This window comes from Paenibacillus sp. J22R160 (assembly GCF_059692135.1).
Genome location: NZ_JCAUAU010000022.1, coordinates 83833 through 103517, shown reverse-complemented (window position 1 = coordinate 103517; position 19685 = coordinate 83833). Strand labels below are relative to the sequence as shown.

At 47.6% G+C, this 19685-nt stretch carries 18 protein-coding genes and 1 riboswitch; of the genes, 15 read left to right on the top strand and 3 right to left on the bottom strand.

Going from position 1 to position 19685, the window contains the following annotated elements:
• The first annotated feature begins 11 nt into the window (after positions 1 to 11).
• The 7 genes from AC58UW_RS28385 (at position 12) to AC58UW_RS28355 (ending at position 7754) form a co-directional block, all read left to right on the top strand.
• The gene (locus tag AC58UW_RS28385; RefSeq protein WP_497423916.1) at positions 12 to 1013 is read left to right on the top strand and encodes an XdhC family protein; all 1002 of its coding nucleotides are present in this window, start codon (positions 12 to 14) and stop codon (positions 1011 to 1013) included.
• A complete protein-coding gene (locus AC58UW_RS28380; protein ID WP_497423929.1) occupies positions 1007 to 1657 on the top strand; it encodes a nucleotidyltransferase family protein in 651 nt (216 codons plus the stop codon). Before AC58UW_RS28385 ends, AC58UW_RS28380 begins: the two co-directional genes overlap by 7 nt.
• A 180-nt stretch (positions 1658 to 1837) precedes the next feature.
• Entirely contained in the window at positions 1838 to 2836 is a 999-nt protein-coding gene (locus tag AC58UW_RS28375) for an FAD binding domain-containing protein (protein WP_497423915.1), read from the top strand.
• Positions 2820 to 5114 carry a xanthine dehydrogenase subunit D gene (gene pucD, locus AC58UW_RS28370; protein WP_497423914.1) on the top strand — a complete coding sequence of 765 codons (2295 nt, stop codon included), beginning with the start codon at positions 2820 to 2822 and terminating at the stop codon, positions 5112 to 5114. Before AC58UW_RS28375 ends, pucD begins: the two co-directional genes overlap by 17 nt.
• A complete protein-coding gene (locus tag AC58UW_RS28365; protein WP_497423913.1) occupies positions 5107 to 5592 on the top strand; it encodes a (2Fe-2S)-binding protein in 486 nt (161 codons plus the stop codon). Before pucD ends, AC58UW_RS28365 begins: the two co-directional genes overlap by 8 nt.
• 8 nt (positions 5593 to 5600) lie before the next feature.
• On the top strand, positions 5601 to 6752 hold the full coding sequence (locus AC58UW_RS28360; protein WP_497423912.1) for a BMP family ABC transporter substrate-binding protein: 1152 nt from the start codon (positions 5601 to 5603) through the stop codon (positions 6750 to 6752).
• Between the two features lie 12 nt (positions 6753 to 6764).
• A complete protein-coding gene (locus AC58UW_RS28355; RefSeq protein ID WP_497423911.1) occupies positions 6765 to 7754 on the top strand; it encodes a Rieske 2Fe-2S domain-containing protein in 990 nt (329 codons plus the stop codon).
• 248 nt (positions 7755 to 8002) lie between these two features.
• Here the strand turns inward: AC58UW_RS28355 and sda are convergent, their stop codons facing one another.
• Together sda and AC58UW_RS28345 are read right to left on the bottom strand one after the other, a co-directional pair.
• Positions 8003 to 8173, bottom strand: a complete 171-nt coding sequence (gene sda, locus AC58UW_RS28350; RefSeq protein ID WP_497423910.1) for a sporulation histidine kinase inhibitor Sda — start codon at positions 8171 to 8173, stop codon at positions 8003 to 8005.
• A gap of 21 nt (positions 8174 to 8194) precedes the next feature.
• Entirely contained in the window at positions 8195 to 8629 is a 435-nt protein-coding gene (locus AC58UW_RS28345) for a hypothetical protein (RefSeq protein ID WP_497423909.1), read from the bottom strand.
• Between the two features lie 495 nt (positions 8630 to 9124).
• On the opposite strand from AC58UW_RS28345, the gene AC58UW_RS28340 reads away from it, so the two are divergent.
• From AC58UW_RS28340 to AC58UW_RS28315, 6 genes are all read left to right on the top strand, one after another.
• Positions 9125 to 11446 (top strand): ATP-binding protein, encoded by a 2322-nt coding sequence (locus AC58UW_RS28340; protein ID WP_497423908.1) that lies wholly within the window; start codon positions 9125 to 9127, stop codon positions 11444 to 11446.
• Complete coding sequence (locus tag AC58UW_RS28335) at positions 11443 to 12081, top strand: response regulator (protein WP_497423907.1); 639 nt, start codon at positions 11443 to 11445, stop codon at positions 12079 to 12081. The genes AC58UW_RS28340 and AC58UW_RS28335 overlap by 4 nt, the downstream gene beginning before the upstream one ends.
• 18 nt (positions 12082 to 12099) lie before the next feature.
• The gene (locus AC58UW_RS28330; RefSeq protein WP_497423906.1) at positions 12100 to 13035 is read left to right on the top strand and encodes a polyprenyl synthetase family protein; all 936 of its coding nucleotides are present in this window, start codon (positions 12100 to 12102) and stop codon (positions 13033 to 13035) included.
• 175 nt (positions 13036 to 13210) lie between these two features.
• Positions 13211 to 14125: a polyprenyl synthetase family protein gene (locus AC58UW_RS28325; RefSeq protein ID WP_497423905.1), complete on the top strand. Its 915-nt coding sequence runs from the start codon at positions 13211 to 13213 to the stop codon at positions 14123 to 14125.
• Between the two features lie 331 nt (positions 14126 to 14456).
• Complete coding sequence (locus AC58UW_RS28320; RefSeq protein ID WP_497423904.1) at positions 14457 to 15926, top strand: catalase; 1470 nt, start codon at positions 14457 to 14459, stop codon at positions 15924 to 15926.
• Positions 15927 to 15989: 63 nt separating this feature from the next.
• Positions 15990 to 16262 (top strand): Fur family transcriptional regulator, encoded by a 273-nt coding sequence (locus tag AC58UW_RS28315; protein WP_497423903.1) that lies wholly within the window; start codon positions 15990 to 15992, stop codon positions 16260 to 16262.
• Between the two features lie 98 nt (positions 16263 to 16360).
• On the opposite strand, the gene AC58UW_RS28310 is transcribed toward AC58UW_RS28315, so the two are convergent.
• Positions 16361 to 17455 (bottom strand): stalk domain-containing protein, encoded by a 1095-nt coding sequence (locus tag AC58UW_RS28310; RefSeq protein ID WP_497423902.1) that lies wholly within the window; start codon positions 17453 to 17455, stop codon positions 16361 to 16363.
• A gap of 309 nt (positions 17456 to 17764) precedes the next feature.
• Positions 17765 to 17866: riboswitch (purine riboswitch) on the top strand.
• Between the two features lie 136 nt (positions 17867 to 18002).
• On the opposite strand from AC58UW_RS28310, the gene purE reads away from it, so the two are divergent.
• Complete coding sequence (gene purE, locus AC58UW_RS28305; protein WP_127455578.1) at positions 18003 to 18488, top strand: 5-(carboxyamino)imidazole ribonucleotide mutase; 486 nt, start codon at positions 18003 to 18005, stop codon at positions 18486 to 18488.
• Entirely contained in the window at positions 18485 to 19660 is a 1176-nt protein-coding gene (purK, locus tag AC58UW_RS28300; protein WP_497423901.1) for a 5-(carboxyamino)imidazole ribonucleotide synthase, read from the top strand. The genes purE and purK overlap by 4 nt, the downstream gene beginning before the upstream one ends.
• Positions 19661 to 19685: the final 25 nt, after the last annotated feature.

The following is a 19685-nucleotide window of genomic DNA, read 5'->3' as shown; positions in this document are numbered from 1 at the left end:
AGGTGCGCTGAATGATGGAAGCCTACGACATTTTAGAAGCGATAAAGCAATGCGAACAGTCAGCTGTGCTGGCGACGGTCATTCATGTGGAAGGGCATGCTTACCGTAAGCAAGGAGCCATGATGCTGCTGTTGGCCGATGGCAGCTTGTACGGGAGCATCTCCCCCGGCTGTCTGGAAGCCGATCTATCCGGCTATGTGCCCCTTGTCGAGGCATCACGGAAGCCGCAAATGATTGAGTATGACATGCGGCCTGCCGATGACTTCGGGTGGGGCGAAACAATTGGGTGCGGCGGGTTAATTCGCATTCTGCTGGAGTCAGTGACCGGCGAGCTGCTTGTTCATCTCCTGACTGCCAAAGCGGCTGTAGATCGCGGGGAAGTTATACAACTTACACGCTCTTTTACGGAGGGGTATTCCGATACGAAGTATAAGTTGTGCTGTGTAGATAAGGCGGTTTCTTCTATTGACTGCAATTCGTTGTCTAATGCATATATCTACACTTTCAAGCCTAAGCCTAGAGTCATTGTCTTTGGGGCTAACCAAGATGCTATTCCGCTTGCGGGGCTCGCTGTAAGCAGCGGCTTTCGCGTGGTGGTCGCGGATTGGCGCGAATCCTACTGCACGGAGGAACGGTTTCCCGGTGCGGAGACGGTTGCAGCTTTTCCAGGAGAGCTGGTTAAAAAGTTAAGATTGACCTCTGACGACTATGTCGTGGTCATGAGTCATCAGTTCGATAAAGATGCTGACTTCGTGCGGGAAGCAATAAAGTTGCGACTGCGCTACCTTGGCATTATGGGCTCGCGTTCGCGATCGGAGAGACTGCTGGATGGTGCGGAACGACCCGATTGGGTGCATTATCCCGTTGGCTTGAACATTGGCTCGGAAGGTCCAGTTGAGAATGCCATCAGCATCGTAGCGGAATTGATTCGTATAAAGCGAGGTGTACGCGCAAATGAAGAGTGGAGCTCCTCCGTCAGATCAGGAGATATCCAAGGGTGCCGCCCATGGTGAGCGCCAGGAAGCGAAAGGTCGTCGGCGTCTACCTAGCAGCCGGCAGCTCCAGGCGAATGGGGACATCGAAGATGTCCTTAGAACTGGCTGAAGGTGTTCGGCTAGGCGGAGTTGCTCTTCAGCAAGCGCTGAATTCGGAGCTATGCAGTGTGGTTGTTGTCGTTCGCGAAGGCGACTCCTTGGATTGGCTTCCGGCATCTGCTCGCGCACATATGGCGCTGGGCCGCTGCCATATTGCCGTCTGTCCAGATGCAGCAAGAGGGATGGCACATTCGCTGCGCACGGGTGTTCAGGCGGCCATGGGGCTTGGCCCAGAGGGGGTTATGGTTCTGTTGGCGGATCAGCCATTCATCAATGGAGCTATGCTGTGTGGCCTTACGAATGCGTTCAATGAGCATGCAGGGGAGGATTATATGGCCAGTGGGGATAAAGGTCAGCCGAAACCTCCGCTAATTATGGGACCGGGCATGTGGCAGGCCGCAGCTTCCTTGGAAGGGGATGTCGGAGCGCGTTCCCTGTTTCGCTCGCCATTGTATCGGGGACGTATTATTGAGGCAAACGAATTGCCATTCATGGACATAGACACTGCAGAACGATATGAGGAGGCAAAAAAGCTATTTGCTGATCACTTCATGTCAATTTAAATAACATAAAAGTAGCTAAAAGTGCATTGTTACTAATGATGCGCTATTTTTTTATACAAAAACACAAAATGATGTTAAGTTAGTTGACTCTGTTTTTGGAAATTGTTTATAGTTGATCTAATTTAACTACGGATAATTTGTGAAAACAGCGGTTCAGTTTACGCTGAGGAGGTTTTGTTCATGTCAGTTCCTTTGTACCAGCTGCCGGAGCAGCAGCCTTCGGTGTGGCAGCCGACGAGCGTAGAGGAAGCCATGCAATTAAAACATCAATGGGGAGACAATTCGGTGTTGATCTCAGGTGGCACATGGCTGCGCACACGCTGGGAAAATGGCCTTTCGCCGACTCCGCAGCACTTGATTAGTCTGGGGCGCATTCCTGCTCTTTCGGGTTTAACCATTGACACGTTAGGTCATGTTCATATAGGGCCAGCCTGTTGCCTATCAGATTTGATGGAAAATGAGCTGATGAGGCAGCGATGCGGACTCTTAGTGCAAGCTTGTTCCGAGATTGCAGCGCCTTCCGTACGAAATTTAGCTTCAATCGGAGGCAATGTAGTAACCCGTACTGGAGATCTTATTCCAGTTCTGTTGGTTATGGATGCTCAGGTGGGCTGGTCGGATGGGCAAAAAGAGCGCATGCTGCCGCTAAAAGTGTGGCTGGACAGCAAGCATTTTAACGCTTATGAAATGATGACAAAGATTGTGGTGCAAGCTTCTGAGCAGGTTGGAACGGAACAGACTGAGGCAGAGCAGACGGATGCTGAGCAGCAGACTAACGTGGGGCAGATCAATGAAGAGCAAATCGATCAGGATGCGGGGCGCTCCCATGAATTTTATTTGAAAGTGGGCCGCAGAGAGGCGTTTACCCCATCCGTTGTAACGGTTGCCGGCAGTTTAAGGATGGATGCAGGCGGAACCATTGTCGCTATCGCTTTGAGTGCAGGCGGAGGAAGCGCTATTCCGGCGAGGTTCACCGAACTCGAGGACGCGGTCACCGGTAAGCTTTTATCCAAGGAGGTCCTGCAAACTTTGCATAAGGGAGTGTCTGAAGGGTTCGAGGCTGTAGCTGATGATTACGCAGGTGTTGCTTATCGGAAGATGACGGCGGCGAATCTCATCGTTTCTGAGTGCTATAAAGTTTGGCGAAAAGGGGGCGGAGCCTATGCTCCTAGGTCGTGATACGTACGCGAAAAAGTGGATCATTCGTCCCGATGGAGAAGAGAAGGTCACTGGGAAGCTCCAATACCTTACGGATTTAACCGCACCGGGTATGCTGCATGGGAAAGTGCTGCGCAGCAAGTACCCGCATGCGTGGATACTTTCCATAGATACGAGCAAAGCCAAAGCGACCGGAGGTGTTCGCGCCGTTATAACAGCGGAGAATGTGCCGGGCATGAATTTGTTCGGCATTGCTTTCCCGCATCAGCCTGTCCTGTGCCATGAACGTGTCCGTTACATTGGTGATGCTGTGGCGGCCGTAGCAGCGGATACGGAGGAGATCGCCGAGTACGCGCTTAGTTTAATAGAAGTTGTATATGAGCCGCTGCCAGTTGTAGACAATCCAGAAACGGCGCTGGATGACGGGACGGTGCTCCTTCATCCCGATGGCAATCTGCTGCATCGAACGCATTTGAAGCAAGGTGAAGCGGAGTCTGCTTTTGCGAAGTGTGCACACATCGTAGAGGATACGTACTACACCCCGAGGCAAATGCATACGTACATGGAAACGGAGGGCGGCCTATTTATTCCGGAAAAAAATGGCCGAATGACGGTGTACTCGCCAACGCAGCATGGCTATAAGGATCGGATGCAGCTTGCCCGTATTCTTGCCATGGAAGAAGAGCAGATTCGCGTAGTATCCAGTCCGATCGGTGGATCATTTGGCGGTAAAGATGAGCTGAATGTACAGCCATTCGGTGCCTTGCTTGCGCTTATGACAGGCGCTCCCATCAAAATGCACAATTCCCGCAGGGAATCGGTCATTGCCGGGATCAAAAGGCATCCGATGCGAATCACCATGAAGACAGGTACAGATGCAAATGGACATCTTATCGCACACCAGGTCAGTATCCTTGCAGATACAGGCGCATACGCAACGTTGGGCTGTGAGGTACTGAACTTTGCAACTGAACATGCTATAGGGCCTTATACGATTCCTCATATAGATGTAAAAGGGACTAGTGTTTATACGAATAACGGCGTATCCGGGGAGTTTCGGGGCTTTGGCGGCAATCAGGTGATTTTTGCCGTGGAGAGTCAGATCGAGCGGCTGGCTGAGCAGCTCGGGATGGATGCTTGGGAGCTGCGCAAGCTGAACCTGCGCGCTTCGAGCGACCCCGGGCCGATGGGCCAGGAGATTGTGCCGACCGAAGGTGCCAGCCAAGTGTGGCACAAGGCGCAGGAGTCGCCGCTCTGGGCGAAGCGGGGCAAGCCGCAGGCGAGTACGCAGGAGCCGTGGCTGCGCCGAGGCGTCGGCGCCTCGATGGTGATGCACGGCGCCGGCCTCGGCCTCGGCATCCCGGATCACTCCAGCGGACGCCTCGAGCTCACGCCGGAGGGCAAGATTCAGGCCTCCTTCGGCTTCGAGGAGTTCGGGCAAGGGCTTTACGCAGCACTCACGCTGATGCTGCAGGACTGCTTCGGCTGCGCCGCCGATGACATCCGCATCGTCATCGGCGATACCGACCGCGTGCCGAGCAGCGGCTCGAGCACGGCGTCCCGCGCCACCACGATGATGTGGCGCGCCCTGCAGCGGCTGAAGCCGCCGTTCGTGCAGGCGCTGCTAGAGCAGGCTGCTGATCTTGGCGGCTTCGCGCCGGAGGAGCTGACAACCGGCGCAGGCGGACTCCATCGCAGTGGCGATGGGTCGGGGCGGCCGGTTGTGACGTATGCGCAGTTGGCGGCGGCTGCCGATCAGGCAGCGAAACCGCTACTGGCGCAGACCGCATTTGACTACCCGACGACACCGGCGGGGCAGGTCGGGGCGCATTATTTGTACTCCTACGCAGCTGCTGTCGTGGAGGTGGAAGTGAACATGCTGACAGGGCGGGTGAGGGTGGTTCAAACCGATCACGTCATTGCAGCAGGGCCAGTTATTAATCCGATGGGCTTCCTCGGTCAAATCGAAGGAGGCAGCGTAATGGCATTGGGCTTTACGTTAACGGAGGACGCCGCTATGCAGGAGAGCTCCTATGTGAGGCATAATTTGGATACTTACCTGATTCCAACTTTTCGAGATAGTCCGCAAATAATCCGAGTAGAAGCGATTGAAGAATTACCTGAGGGCGATACATTCGGCCCACGCGGGGTAGGCGAAATCGGCAGCGTCGGACTGGCGCCGGCGATTACGGCAGCGGTTCGGCAAGCAACCGGCATTTGGGTGAACCGGCTGCCGATTTCACCAGAACACATCGTGCAGTCCATCGATTGGTTAGAAGGGGTGGAGGCCATTGATTAATACAACGTATGTGCTCGAATGCGCCATTAACGGAAAGGAAATTGCCATTCCGGTTCCTGCTTCCAAGCGGATGTCAGATATTTTAAGAGACGACTTGTGTCTGACTGGAACCAAAGTTTCTTGTGAGATTGGACGATGCGGCGCCTGCATGGTGCTGCTTGATGGGAAGCCGGTAAATGCGTGTCTATTAATGGCTTATCAAGCGGCAGGCAAGCAGGTGACCACAATTGAGGGGATATCCGAAGGGAAGACGCTGCATCCTGTTCAACAAGCCATGTTAGAGGAAGGAGGGCTGCAGTGCGGTTATTGTACCGCAGGGATGGTTGTCACGTTAACGGCCTTGTGGGCCATTAACCCCGCCCCAACGAGAGCGGAGGCCGAGCAAGCGCTGTGCGGCAATTTATGCCGCTGTACTGGTTACGAAGGGATTTTCAGAGCGGTAGAACGATGTGGTTTGTCGATAAAAAGAGAGGGGTAGAAGCCATAATGCCAAGAAAATTGATGTTGTCCTTAACTGCTGTCTTCCTAATGATCCTATCCGCTTGCTCCAGTTCACCCACATCAACGACGAGCACCACGACAGCGCCAGCAAACTCACCTGCGCCAGCTTCGACCGCAAGCACAACTCCTTCATCAACAGAGAAAAAGCTGCCGAGAGTCGCCTTTGTTTATATCGGAGTGCCCGGTGACGGAGGTTGGACTTATGAGCATGATCAAGGCCGTTTGATGATGGAGAAAGAGCTGGGTATCAAAGCGACTACAGTTGAAAATATTCCCGAGGGCCCAGATGCGGAGCGGGTCTTCGAAGAGTTGGCACAGAAAAATGATATCATTTTCGGGACCTCTTTTGGCTACATGGACCCGATGTATAACGTGGCGCAAAAGCACCCGAATGTGAAATTCCTCCACGCCACAGGTTACAAAACACTGCCTAACATGGGCACGTACATGGGACGCGAGTATCAAAGCGCCTACCTCGTCGGCATGGCCGCCGGCAAAATGACGAAAAACAATCATATGGGCTACGTTGGCGCGTTCCCAATTCCAGAAGTCATTTACACCATTAATGCTTTCACCTTAGGTGCACAGAGCGTGAATCCGAACGTAGACGTTTCCGTCGTTTGGAGCAATACCTGGTTTGACCCGGCAACAGAAAAGCAAGCGGCAATTTCACTGCTGGATAAAGGCGTTGATGTGCTGGCTGCCTATCAAGATTCGCCTGCGGGTATTCAAGCGGCTGCTGAGCGCAAGGTTTGGGGCATCGGCAACGATTCCGACATGGGTCGATTTGCGCCGGAAACGTACATTTCCAACCCGAAATGGAATTGGGGCCCTTACTATGTGAAAGCTGTGAAAAGCGTCATGGACGGCACTTGGAAGTCGGAAGCATACTTCGGCAGCATGAAGGAAGGCATCACGGAAATGGCACCGCTTGGCAAAAATGTGCCGGCTGACGTGAAGGAGCTTGTTGAGAAGAAAAAGCAGGAGATTCTAGCGGGAACCTTCGATGTGTTCCAAGGTCCAATTGTCGATCAAGACGGAAAAGTCCGATATGAACAGGGTAAAAAGATGACAGATGAAGAAATCCTAGGGACAACTTGGTTTGTTAAGGGCATTAAAGGTGTCATTCCGAAATAAGGAGGAAAGGTTGTGTGTGGGACGATGACGATACAAGATAGGACTCTTCTTGATGAATGGCATCCGGTATTGTTGTCGTCGGCGCTGACGGATCGACCGGCTCCTGTTGTTGTACTGGGGGAGAAAGTGGCCGTTTTCCGCACCTCTGACGGTGTTCACGCCTTCAAAGACTTGTGCATTCATCGGGGCGTGCCGCTCTCGCTCGGCAAAGTGAAGGAAAATGAGCTCGTCTGCGCCTATCACGGCTGGTCTTATAACGGCTGCGGGACGTGTACGCGTATTCCTTCACTGCCTGCCAATCGGGCTATTCCCTCGAAAGCGAAAGCCTTCGTCTACGCATGTATCGAAGCGAACGGATTTGTCTGGGTATGCTTGGGGACGCCAGCAGGCCCGTTGCCGAGAATCTGCGCCTACATCCCGGAAGGCTTCAAAGAAGTATGGATGGGGCCGTATACCCTGCAAGCGGCAGGACCTCGTATTATCGAGAATTTCCTCGACGTATCCCACCTCATGTTTGTTCATGAGGGCCTGCTGGGCGATAGTGATTTTGCTGAAATTGGCGATTATCAGGTGTATGAAGAAGACGGTGTCCTCACCTCGGAGGAAATCGTCGTCTACCAGCCCGATCCCGATGGAACGGGGCGTGGGGTACATAGCCGTTACGTGTACGAAGTGTATGGCCCGCTTAGTGTTGCTTTTACCAAAAGAGATCGAGATACGGATCATATCTTCCGTTTGTTCCTCATGGTGCTGCCGGAATCCGAGCAGCGCAGCCAAGCTTTCATGCTTAAGCAGCGGAACTATGCGTATGAGGAGCCGGATGAGATGTTCATCCAGTTCCAGGATCTGCTGATCGAGCAGGATCGTGAAATGGTCGAAAATCAGAAGCCGGAACTGCTTCCGCTAGATCTCCAGGCGGAGCTGCATTTGAACACCGACCGATTAAGTATTGCGTATCGCAAGCGGCTTCGTGAGTTGGGTGTGACGTTCGGGACGTCGTAGTTGTGGTTAAATGAGAGGGCTATCGAAGGGGCTGGCAGGCCTTTTTGGTAGTCTTTTTTGTATGGTGAGCCGTGGATAGGGGAACTGTGGTCCTTTATTTTTGCAATTTAGAGTTGTTTGGACGCCAAGGGGAACTATGATCCGCTATATAAGCGAGATTGGGCAAAGTGAGGTTGAATTTGAGGGAATAAGGGACTGTAGTTCCGACTGTACAGTGATTTATGCGATATTTGCTAAAATAGCGGACTCTAGTTCCTTTTAACATTATCTTTATCTATATCGGTAAGTCCATCAAGTAGGATTTCTCGCCTTAACAATTCATTCAAGAGAAGATCTATGAATTCTTCCTCAAGCTCTAATTCTATCGCTTCCAAATAAGCCTTAATTAAACCATCAAGGCTCAGTGAGTGTAAGTGCATCTTAATACCTCTTTCATGTTCTCATCGTTTTCTTCTATTTTTAATTAACGTCATCCTGCGGGTATGCCGCAGCCATGTGTAGTAACTTCGTAGATCACGCAGCTCTATATTTTCACTCATTTTCCCGAGGAAGGTAATCACGATCATTTTATGTAAAGGGCCGCCTAGCAGATCCGTCTCCGTCTCAGAGACAACGAATTGTGCAACAAAAAGCAAATCATCATCGATCACATAGACATCTTCCTCGTTCCTGTAATAAGAAGCGACGCTGCCGCACTTTAACTTGTCCCACAGAAACGCATAAATTTCATCGAGTTGTGTCGATTCGTTACCTAGACGAGTGCGATATCGGCTATGCGCATGGTGGGTGATGATGATGTCGACGACTTTTTTATCGGCGAGTTTGATATAAAAGGGGTCATAAGTACTCCATCGATTCATTGTTTGATCTCTCATCCCTATATCTCCTCTCATCTCCGAATAGGACAACTTATTAATTTCCATATTTATACTAATTATCATAGTATTTGTTTCACGACTTCACACCGCAAAAGATGAGGGATTGTATGCAAACTTTTTGCGCGAAAGTGTAAAATATGTGCAAGGAAATGCAAAAAAGATTGTACAACAGCTAAAAGCCGGTTATACAATCCTTTTTGATTTTGGTAAAATAAGGTTGAAAGATTAAGTCCAATGGTCCTGAATGGATATATTCTTGGATGATCGTGGTTGCACTAAATTTTTTTCAATTGCAAAAGCTTCATGTGAGGATAACTGAATACTGCTAAGATTCCATGTCCCCTTAAAATCGGTTTGCTTCATTGTGTGAATGATTTCTTGAAGTTTTGTGTTTAACTGGATACTTATCATACATCTGCCCCTCCTTTTTTTATAATCAAATCCATTTACATGAGTATTATAGCAAAATAATGAAACTTTGGAGTGAATAAAGTGAAAAAAAGCATTTTAATAGGCTCCAGTATTATCTATCTGACAATGCAAATCTGGTGCTGGACAATTATTTTTCTTCATCCGTATACAGGTATTGAGGTTAACTTTAATCAGCAGAATCAATGGGTGATCAAAGATTTGGTGCCAGAAGGATCTGCCGTTAAGAAGGATCTACGGAAAGGTGATATTATTCTAAGCGTCGATGGAGAATCACCGGGGGATTTTTATCAAATACGAAAATGGCACACAATTGAGCAAGCCCGAGAGCTTGTAGTAATAAGAAACGGCAATAAACATGAAGTAGAGTTATATACGGAAAGTAATATATTTTATGAGATCCTCCCATTAATTGAGGAAATTATCTGTTTAAGTATGGTTTTTGTTCTACTTACCAAGATGTCATTCTCAAAATCAGCAAGACTGTTAGCGGTTGTGTTTCTTTGCGGTTCAATCATTTTTATGAGCCTGGGAGCCTCAATTAGAGGCGATGTAATTGGTAAACTATTAATCACTACTTTTATGATGTTAATGCCAGTAGTGTTTTTGCAATTTTTAATTGTTTTCTTTAAAGAAAAGGGCGGATTGGATCTATCCACAAAGATATTAAAATATTTATACGGAATTATTATTGTTGCATTTTTCATGAAAGTTGCTTATTTTATTCCTTCATTATCCTATGATGCTTACAATTATAGTGGCCCATTCACGCTATTGTTCTTTGTTCTTGGTTTCTTTCTAAATTTGTATCTGTTAACTAACCAACTTATTAAAGTCAGGAAACAGCAATCTTATTTATCAAGCATAGTTAAAAGTGTATGGCTATCATGGATTGTTTCTTTTTTGCCTGTTATCTGTTTTTCATTTTTACCGCAAATATTAATTGGAAAACAAATTTTAAATGCCATATATACCAATTGGATTCTACTAATTTTCCCTATTTCATTTGCGTATTTAATAGCTTCTAATCAGTTATACGATTTTGGACTCGTGATCAGGCGTATCATGTTTGCCGGTCTGCTAGCCATTATTCCTGTTACACTTTTTACAGGATTATATGTCTCACTATTTACTGAGATAACGGACGAAAAACAAGTGTTATACATATTTGGCGGTTCTATGTTTTTAATAACATTAGCCTTGTATGCCGCAGAGTATTGGACTACCAAACTAGAACCTTTTCTATTTCCAAGGAAGCATATTCTACAGAGCGCTTTGAAGAAAATCTCTAAAAATTTGGGTACAATTTCAAGCTTTCGAGAATTAAAAGATATGGTGCTTGTAGATATTGTTAGTACCTTGCAGGTCACTGGCGGAGCCATTGTTTTTCAGTATAAAAATGAAGTGGAAATTATTTATGAAGGGGAAGTAGATAGTGAAGAAATTCGGCGGCATGTTGATATGAATACTTTAATGGTCGCCTCCAACTATACAAGCATTGAGATGAACAATCACGAATCATATTCCAGTTACCTTGTTGTGACGCGGAAGAAAACAAACACGTATCTTTCAAGGGAAGAGAAGCAGTGGCTTCAACTCATTACCTCCTATCTGGAAGTCAGTTTGGAAAATGTGCACTTAATTCGTAAGCTTACGTTAAACCTTCAACAGTTTGCAGCTCAGCTTCCTCATGAAACAAATGCGCATGATATTCAATGGTTTCGCAAGCTTATGTTTGATTTGCAGGAAGAAGAACGGATGAGGATTGCGACGGATTTGCACGATACGACGATGCAGGATCTCTTTTTCCTCAAAAGAAGAATATCCGCCATTGCCGAAAAAGGCAATTTGGATAAGTCAGATCAGGAACAACTTCATAGTATGAATAATTTTGTCGATATGATTAATGCGAGTTTGCGCCAGAGTTGTTTTGAACTGAATCCCCATTTGCTAAAAGAGATAGGTTTGATTCAGACTCTGAAAATGTATGTCGATAAGGAGTCTTATACAACGCCATTCCTGCTTTCTGTAGAAATAGGCTCCGTTTCAGTCATTGAAGATAAAGATTTACCAACAAAGCGGCATATTTTTAGAATCGTGCAAGAATTGCTAAATAATGCAAAAAAACATTCCCAAGCGGGCAAGGTATTATTTACAATCGAAGAAGACCAACATTATTTTTACATAAACTATGAGGATGATGGTGTTGGCTTCAGTGGGTATCGGGCAGAAATTCAGAAAGAGATCGGCGCTTCTGGCATGGGAATCGAACAAATGAAAAGCAGAATCATGCATATGGGGGGCCATGTGGATATAACGACAGGTAAAGGAATCGGTACGACATTTAAGATAAGGATTCCGATTGGGGAGGTCATTCCTGCATGAGTGAGGTTGTCAAAACAATAGTAGTAGATGATCACCCACTATTTGCACGGGCAACAAAAGCATTGTTAGAACAAATAGATCGTATTGAGGTTGTTGGTGTTGCGAGTGATGCTAAACAATGTTTGGAGCAAATAGAAACGTATCGACCTGGTCTTGTTTTTCTTGATTATCAGCTTCCTGACCAAACAGGTACAGAAGTCGCAGCAGCCATTAAGTGCAGATATCCACACATACATATTGTTATTTTTACCGGGGTTGAACTAAAAGGCATTTTTAATAGATTAATTGAGATTAAAGTAAGTGGTGTCTTATCCAAAGAGTCAAGTGAACGCACGATAGTTAACATGGTTAATTGCATTTTGGAAGGTCAGACGATGATGCCTATAGCGTATTTCCACCAGATGCAGCTATTGGAAGTGCATCAGCATGATCAGGAAAGTTTTATGCTCATTGATGAAGAGGTTCATATGTTAAGTATGTTGGTCAAGGGAGCCACCCACGAACAAATAGCGGAACAAATTTATATGAGCAAACGAACAGTCGATAACTATTTAAGGAAAATCTATGATAAGTTAGGCGTTAAATCTAGGACGGAAGCGATGGAAAAGTTTATCAAAAGTAAATATTATGCATAAAGGCAAGGTGGAGGTAGATTGGAAAGTAATATTCAGGAGCATTTGTACCGGGTTGTGGATGACTATATTCGTGCTGATGATTTAAACAAATTGTTCAAGTCATTCATTATTAGTAAGGTGAAAGAAAATAGAACATGGGGGGAAATTACACTTTACACCCACTACATGTTTGGAGGATCATCACCTGATATTCAGCGATATGCGGCTATGACGGAGCTTATCGTCTTAATCTCTGACATTATTGATGATATACAAGACCAGGACCAAGATGGTAAGCCATGGATGCAATGCTCGCAAGCTGATAGCTTACACACAATCTTTGTTATGCTTTTAGGTTTTGTCGGTGAATTAGGACATATGCAGATTAATGAAAAATTGTTAATAGAAATTACGCAGATCATTACTCGATCGGTTAAAGGGCAGTACAAAGACGTGATGAATGCTGCAACATCGGCTGATGACTATTTGCTAATGACTCAAGAAAAGTCAGGATCTCTGTTCCGATTAGCTTGCTTCATGGGGCATATGACGCTGGATTGTTCACAGGAGACGATTGAGCAGATGAACGATCTTGCCGATTGTATTGGACTCATTCATCAGATTCAAAATGATATGCGAGATCTGATCAGATATGATGTGAAGAATGATTTGTATAAAATGAAGCGAACACTGCCTATTCTGTATCTGCTCGCTATAGAAGATGAAGCTTTCCGTTCTTTGCAGAATTATTATGAGGGTAAAATTACGAAAGAGGTCCTTTTGCATGATAAAGAAGCCTTCATGTCAATGATCGTGAACTCCGGTTGTATGGAGTACTCTCGTGTTGTTCAGTCCATTTGTTTGCAAAAAGCGGAAGAGATTTACGAGAAGCTGCCAGCGCTCTCTCACTGGAAGTTGAAGTTAAGAGAAGTTACTTACGGTGCTTATCTAAATGAGGAGCGGCTTAGCGGGTAGTCCTCATTGACACCAAAAGAAAATGTATTCTACTATGTACATATAGGACATGTGAATGATTGATGGAAGACCGGTAAGGCATAATGCCTTTACCGGTCTTCTCTGCAGTTTTACTGAATTTTCCATTCTTTAACATAAGAGACAGAAGCGAGGCGAATGGAGCATGAGGCAAAGCGTGAAAGAACATATGATTCGATTGGTGGACGAGTACATTGAGGTGAAGGGCTTAAATGAGCTTTTGAAGTCCTTTATTGCGGATAAAGAGAAAGAGAATGGGGCTTGGGCGAAGGTTACGCTTTGCACGCATTATATGCTCAGTGGGGATTCACCGGATATTGACCGCTACGCGGCACTCGCCGAGTTGGCCAACTTAATCCTGGACATTGTGGACGATCTGCAAGATCAGGATCAGGAAGATAAACCGTGGATGCAATGCTCGCAAGCGGAGGCTTTGAATGCAGTTCTGGCGCTGTTAATGGGATTCGTTGGAGAGTTGGGGCATCTGCAGGTTAAGTCGGAATGGTTGGTGGAGGTCACGAGGATCATCGCTCGTTCGATTAACGGCCAGCACAAGGATGTAGTGAATGCGGCTGTGACGGTTGACAATTATCTGGTGATGACGCAGGAGAAATCCGGCTCTCTGTTCCGCTTGGCGTGTTTTATGGGATATATGACGGTAGATTCCCCGCGGGAGACAATCGAGCAGCTTCATGAGTTGGCCGATTGCATCGGGCTTATTCATCAAATTCAGAATGATTTACGCGACATCGTTCGCATTGATGTAAAGAATGATTTGTACGGCAAGAAGCTGACGTTACCTATCTTGTATTTGCTATCCGTCGAGGACGAAACGTTTACACCATTGAAGGAATACTATGAGGGGAAAATTTCGTCGGATGTTCTTCTGCAAGAGAAGGAAGCGTTTATTCAAATGATCACGGACTCTGGATGCCTGGAGTATGGACGAGTGGTACAGTCGGTGTGTGTTCAAAAAGCGGAGGAGATTTATGAGAATCTGCAAGCTGTTTCTCCTTGGAAGGAAAGATTCAGGGAAGTGACTTACGGTGGTTTTGTCGTCGAGGAAGGATAAAGCAGCACAAAACGAAGGTGTTTGGCCCGCAACTTGCTGGATTGACGCAGGAATAGATGTGAAAGCCGATAGATTCGATCGCATGTGCGATTGGGTTTAACGGCTTTTTTATATTAACGGGAGAAATTCCATGTAAACCTACCGAATCCTCGAAATTGTTTCGAAATAACGGTAGTTTCACCTGCAATTTAACAGACAGAAGCGGGCAAGGACGGGCGTAAAGGTGCGGCTCAAAGATTCGTTGACAATCATTATCATTTAAAATAAAATAAATACTATATTATAATTATTATAAAATAGAAATTATTCTCACTGTGAGGAGGAGTTGTACATGAGTAAGAACCACAATTACTTAACGACCAATCAGGGCGCACCGATAGGCGACAACCAGAACTCCAGAACAGCGGGCCAGCACGGACCTACGCTTCTGGAGGACTACCATCTACTTGAGAAAATTGCGCATTTTGACCGGGAGCGCATTCCGGAGCGTGTCGTACATGCGCGCGGAGCGGGAGCTTTCGGCACGTTTAAGGTTGAGCAAGAGATGAACCGTTACACCAAAGCGGCGTTCCTCGGTGAAGAAGGCAAAGAAACACCGGTATTCGTTCGCTTTTCGACCGTTATTCACGGGCAGAGTTCACCGGAAACGGCGCGTGATCCGCGGGGCTTCGCGGTCAAATTTTATACGGAAGAAGGCAATTACGATCTGGTCGGCAACAATCTTCCGGTCTTCTTTATCCGCGATGCGATGAAGTTCCCAGATATGGTGCACTCCCTGAAGCCAGCGCCTGATACGAATGTGCAGACACCGGACCGCTACTGGGACTTCATGTCGCTCACACCGGAGTCCACACATATGCTGACCTGGGTCTTTTCGGATTATGGCACACCGGCTAACTACCGGGGGATGAACGGTTTTGGCGTTCATGCTTTCAAATGGATTAACGCCTTTGGCAATTATGTGTATGTGAAGTATCATTGGAAGCCGCATCAAGGCGTACGCAATTTGTCTAAAGCGGAAGCGTCCGTCGTGCAAGGAGAAGATTTTAGCCATGCCACGAGAGATTTGTATGATGCCATTGCTAGCGGCAACTTCCCCAAATGGGATCTGCATGTACAACTGCTCCAGCCGGAGGATCTGGATGCGTACGATTTCGATCCGCTAGATCCGACGAAAGTATGGCCGGAAGACATCATTCCTCTGCACAAAGTAGGGACGATGACGCTGAATCGCAATCCGCAGAACTTTTTCGCCGAGGTTGAGCAAGCTGCCTTCGCACCGAGTGTGCTAGTAGCAGGAATTGAACCGTCCGAGGACAAGCTGCTGCAAGGGCGTCTGTTTTCCTATCCCGACACGCAAAGACACAGGCTGGGGCCTAACTACCTGCAAATTCCGGTGAACTGCCCGTATGCTGCGGTACGTAACAATCAGCGCGACGGAGCTATGCAAATGAAGCCGCGGTCCGGCAGCGTGAACTACGAGCCGACGCGTCATGCAGATGCTCCTAAGGAGGCGCCGGAGTACCGAGATAGCTCCACGCCGCTTCAAGGCCATGCAACCCGGCAAAAAATTGCCAAAACGAATGATTTTGCCCAAGCCGGAGATACATTCCGCAGCTTCAGCGAGCAGGAGCAGGCGAATTTCATTTCCAATCTGGTCGGCGACCTTTCTTCCGTTCATGAGAAATCGAAGCTGCTGGCTATCTGCAATTTCTATCGCGCTGACGCCAAACTAGGCGAGGCCCTTGCAAGTGGCCTGAACGTGGACATTTCTGGTTATTTGCAGCATTTGAACCGATAAGAGCGCACACGTGCGCCCGTAATCATAGACTATCAATGAAAAATCGCAGAGGAGGTTTCCATGATGGCAAAGCATGATCTGAACCAAGCGCTGCAGCGGATGCGCGCCAAAAACATCCCCCTAACCCCGCAGAGGTACGCGTTATTGGAATTTCTATATGACCAGGGCAGTTACACAACGGTCAAAGAGATTTGTGAAGCGTTAGTCGTCAAATATCCGACGATCAATGCCATGACGGTGAACAGCTCACTGCATGTGTTTAAGCAGCTGGGTTTGGTGAAAGAGCTGGCCGTGATCGGAAGCTCCATGCGGTATGAAGCTGCGTTAAGTTCATAATCACTAGCAGCTAAAATAAAGGAACAGAAAAGCGCCCCTACTCGCTACGAAGAAGCTCTCTCACAGCTTCGGGTAGCCACTGGGGCGCTTTGCTATGTCTATTTACGCGCTGTAAAAGCAGACAGCGGAATCGGAAATTCGAGAATACCTAGCGCATAAGGGGCGTATTCGTAGAGCCCGAAATAAACGACAACGGTGTCATCTTTTATATAAAAGCCTTGATCGTCACGAATAGACTCGAACGGCTCAATAAGCTCATAATCATTCGCTTTCAACTGCTTCTTTATCTCTTGATTGATAATAGTTTTGTAGTTGGTGTTATTCGAAGTCACCTGTTTAAGCGTCAGTTCATTCCCTGTATCGAGATCGAACGTGTGGGCATCCCAGGAATAGAACCCGTGTGCACCGCCAGAGAATGTGTAAACAATAAAATAGAGACTTAGCTTATGGTCCTGATTATAAGTAATCTGATAATTCACATCGAACGTATTCGGAAAATCAGGCGCTGAATCGCTGCTCTCCTCGGTAAGATCGGTTAATTGCTGGATGGCTGCGGCTCGATATTTCGCTATCTCATTTTGGATGAATGTATTAATTTTTGCGCTCGCAGCGGTATTCGCCCAACCTTCGATCTGCGGATACTGCAGGCTGATGCTCCGGTTATCGGTCTTCGTTTGCGACTCGGACTTATTCGTCAGCGTAAGCTCGTTTTCTTTGATTTTAGAAATACTCACGACACGGCTTTCATCGTTGTAACCGATCTTGTAACCCATCTGCTCCAGAAGCAGGCGAAGCGGCAGGTAGGTAGTTCCGTCGATAATGACAGGAGGCAAAGGCTCGAAGAAGGTGTGACCATTCAGCGCGTACTGCGTACTTTGATTTTGCATGCTCATGATCTTGTTAGGCCCGCTGACGGTGACGGTTTTGGTCGCTGCATCCCACGAAGTCGTCAAGCCTAGCTGCTTGCTAAGAAAAGCGAGGCCGACATAAGTATCGCCATCCTTCGATTTGCCGCCAGGCACACTCAGCAGTTGATCATCGATCTGAATGTTAATCGTTGCGAGCTGTACGCTGAAATCAGCGCTACCCGATTGTGCATACACGCTTGCCTGCTGCGGGAGAAGAGCTGGACTTGCAGCGACTAGCAGGGCTGTAGCCAATGCGATTTTTGCTGAGAACATCGTCTTTTTCATTTGAACTCTCTCCTTTATGAAATCATCTATATAATTAGACGATATTTGCGCGAAAAAGTTTGTGAGATTCTTCGGATTTGTCGAAAATAATGTGAGCATGGCCTTCTCCATTTTACCCCATTTCCGTATATGTCTAACATAGAAGGGAGGGTTGAAAACAGAATCCAGATTCAAACCGGTGTTTTATGGTAAAAATCGGTCCAAAAACGAACTATTCAAAAGATTTACCCGAAAATTGTTCGTTTTTTGAAATTGACATGACACGTTAGTTGGTAGTAAACTAGGGAAGCGGGAAATGAAGCCGCACTAATTGAAAATGTCGAATCAACTCGTATAAAATCAGGGATAAGGCCTGAAAGTTTCTACCCAAAAACCATGAATTTTTGGACTACGAGGAAGCGAATGAGGGGAACCATAGGAAGATGATGGTCTTTTTGCATTCGGTTCTTTTGCTGTCCAGCGGATAGAATCATGTATTCTAGCTCTGGGCATTTTTTGGGTTTAAGGGTTTTACCATATTTACCATACAATAGAGAGTGGGTTAGTGATGACGGTACGTGTTGGTGTCATAATGGGAAGCCAGTCGGATTGGGAAACGATGAAGCACGCATGCGACATGTTGGAAGAGCTCGGAGTGCCTTATGAGAAAAAGGTGGTTTCCGCGCACAGAACGCCAGATCTGATGTTCGAATATGCAGCCGCAGCAGCAGGCCGCGGCATTCAAGTCATTATCGCCGGAGCAGGCGGAGCGGCGCATTTACCAGGAATGGTAGCAGCCAAAACGGAGCTTCCGGTTATTGGTGTTCCAGTCAAAACATCGACGCTGAACGGTCTTGATTCCTTGCTTTCGATCGTGCAGATGCCGGGCGGCATCCCAGTTGCCACGGTGGCGATCGGGCACGCAGGCGCAACGAATGCAGGCCTTCTGGCTGCGCAAATCCTAGGCGCTTTCGAGCCTGAGCTGCAAGCGAAGGTCAGAGCCCGCCGCGAGCGCATTGCGCAAACCGTGATGGAAAGCAGTGACCTGTTATGACAGAGGCAACAGGTGGTAAGGTCATCAAGCCCGGCGGCACGATCGGTGTCTTGGGCGGTGGGCAATTAGGCCGCATGCTGGCCTTGGCCGGTCGCAACATGGGGTATCGCTTCGTAACGCTCGATCCCACAGAGGATGCGCCATGCGGACAAGTCGCAGATGAACAGATTCTTGCGAACTTCGACGATGTCGAAGCGGCGCGGAAGCTTGCTGCGTTATCCGATGTGATCACTTACGAATTCGAGAACGTTGATGCTCACGTAACTAGCATTCTGATGAATGAATCCTATGTTCCCCAGGGTAGCGAGCTTTTATATACGACTCAGCACCGTCTTCGCGAGAAGAGAGCCATTGAGGCTGCTGGCGTTCCGGTTGCTCCTTATGCGGAAATCAAGAGCGCCGCAGAGCTGAAAGACGCAGTCATCAAGTTCGGCACTCCGTGCGTGCTCAAGACGGCAACCGGCGGTTACGACGGCAAAGGCCAATGGGTCATCCGCTCTTTGGATGAAGTAGAGGAAGCCTACGAAACGCTTAGCCGGGCCAAAACAGAGCTCGTTCTCGAACAATTCATTCATTTTGATAAAGAATTATCCGTTATTGCAGCCAGAAGCCCTCGCGGTGAAGTGAAGGCATTCCCTGCAGCGGAAAATATACATGTACATAACATCCTGCATCAATCCATCGTACCTGCCCGCATTCCAGCGGAAGTGCAGCAAGAGGCCGAGAAGCTGGCAACGCAAATCGCTGAATCCCTTGGCGTGATCGGATTGATCGCCGTAGAGCTGTTCCTCACGAAGGACGGACAGTTATACGTCAACGAGCTCGCACCGCGTCCGCACAATTCCGGTCATTACACGATGGAAGCGTGCCGTACGTCGCAGTTCGAGCAGCATGTTCGAGCTATATGCAACTTGCCGTTAGGCTCGACGGAGCTTTTGTCCCCAGTGGTTATGGTGAATCTGCTTGGCGAGCATATCGAACCGCTTAACGGCCAGATCGACCAGCTTGGTTTCTTGGAGGCTGTGGACTTAGGCGTTAGCGCCAAGGTTCATCTCTACGGGAAAAAGGAAGCAAAAGAGAAACGCAAGATGGGACACATTAATTTGCTAACAAGTGATGTAGAGCAAGCACTGACTTGGATAGAACGCACACGCATTTGGGAAAGTAAGTAAATGATAATTATTGGAGGAACGGCAA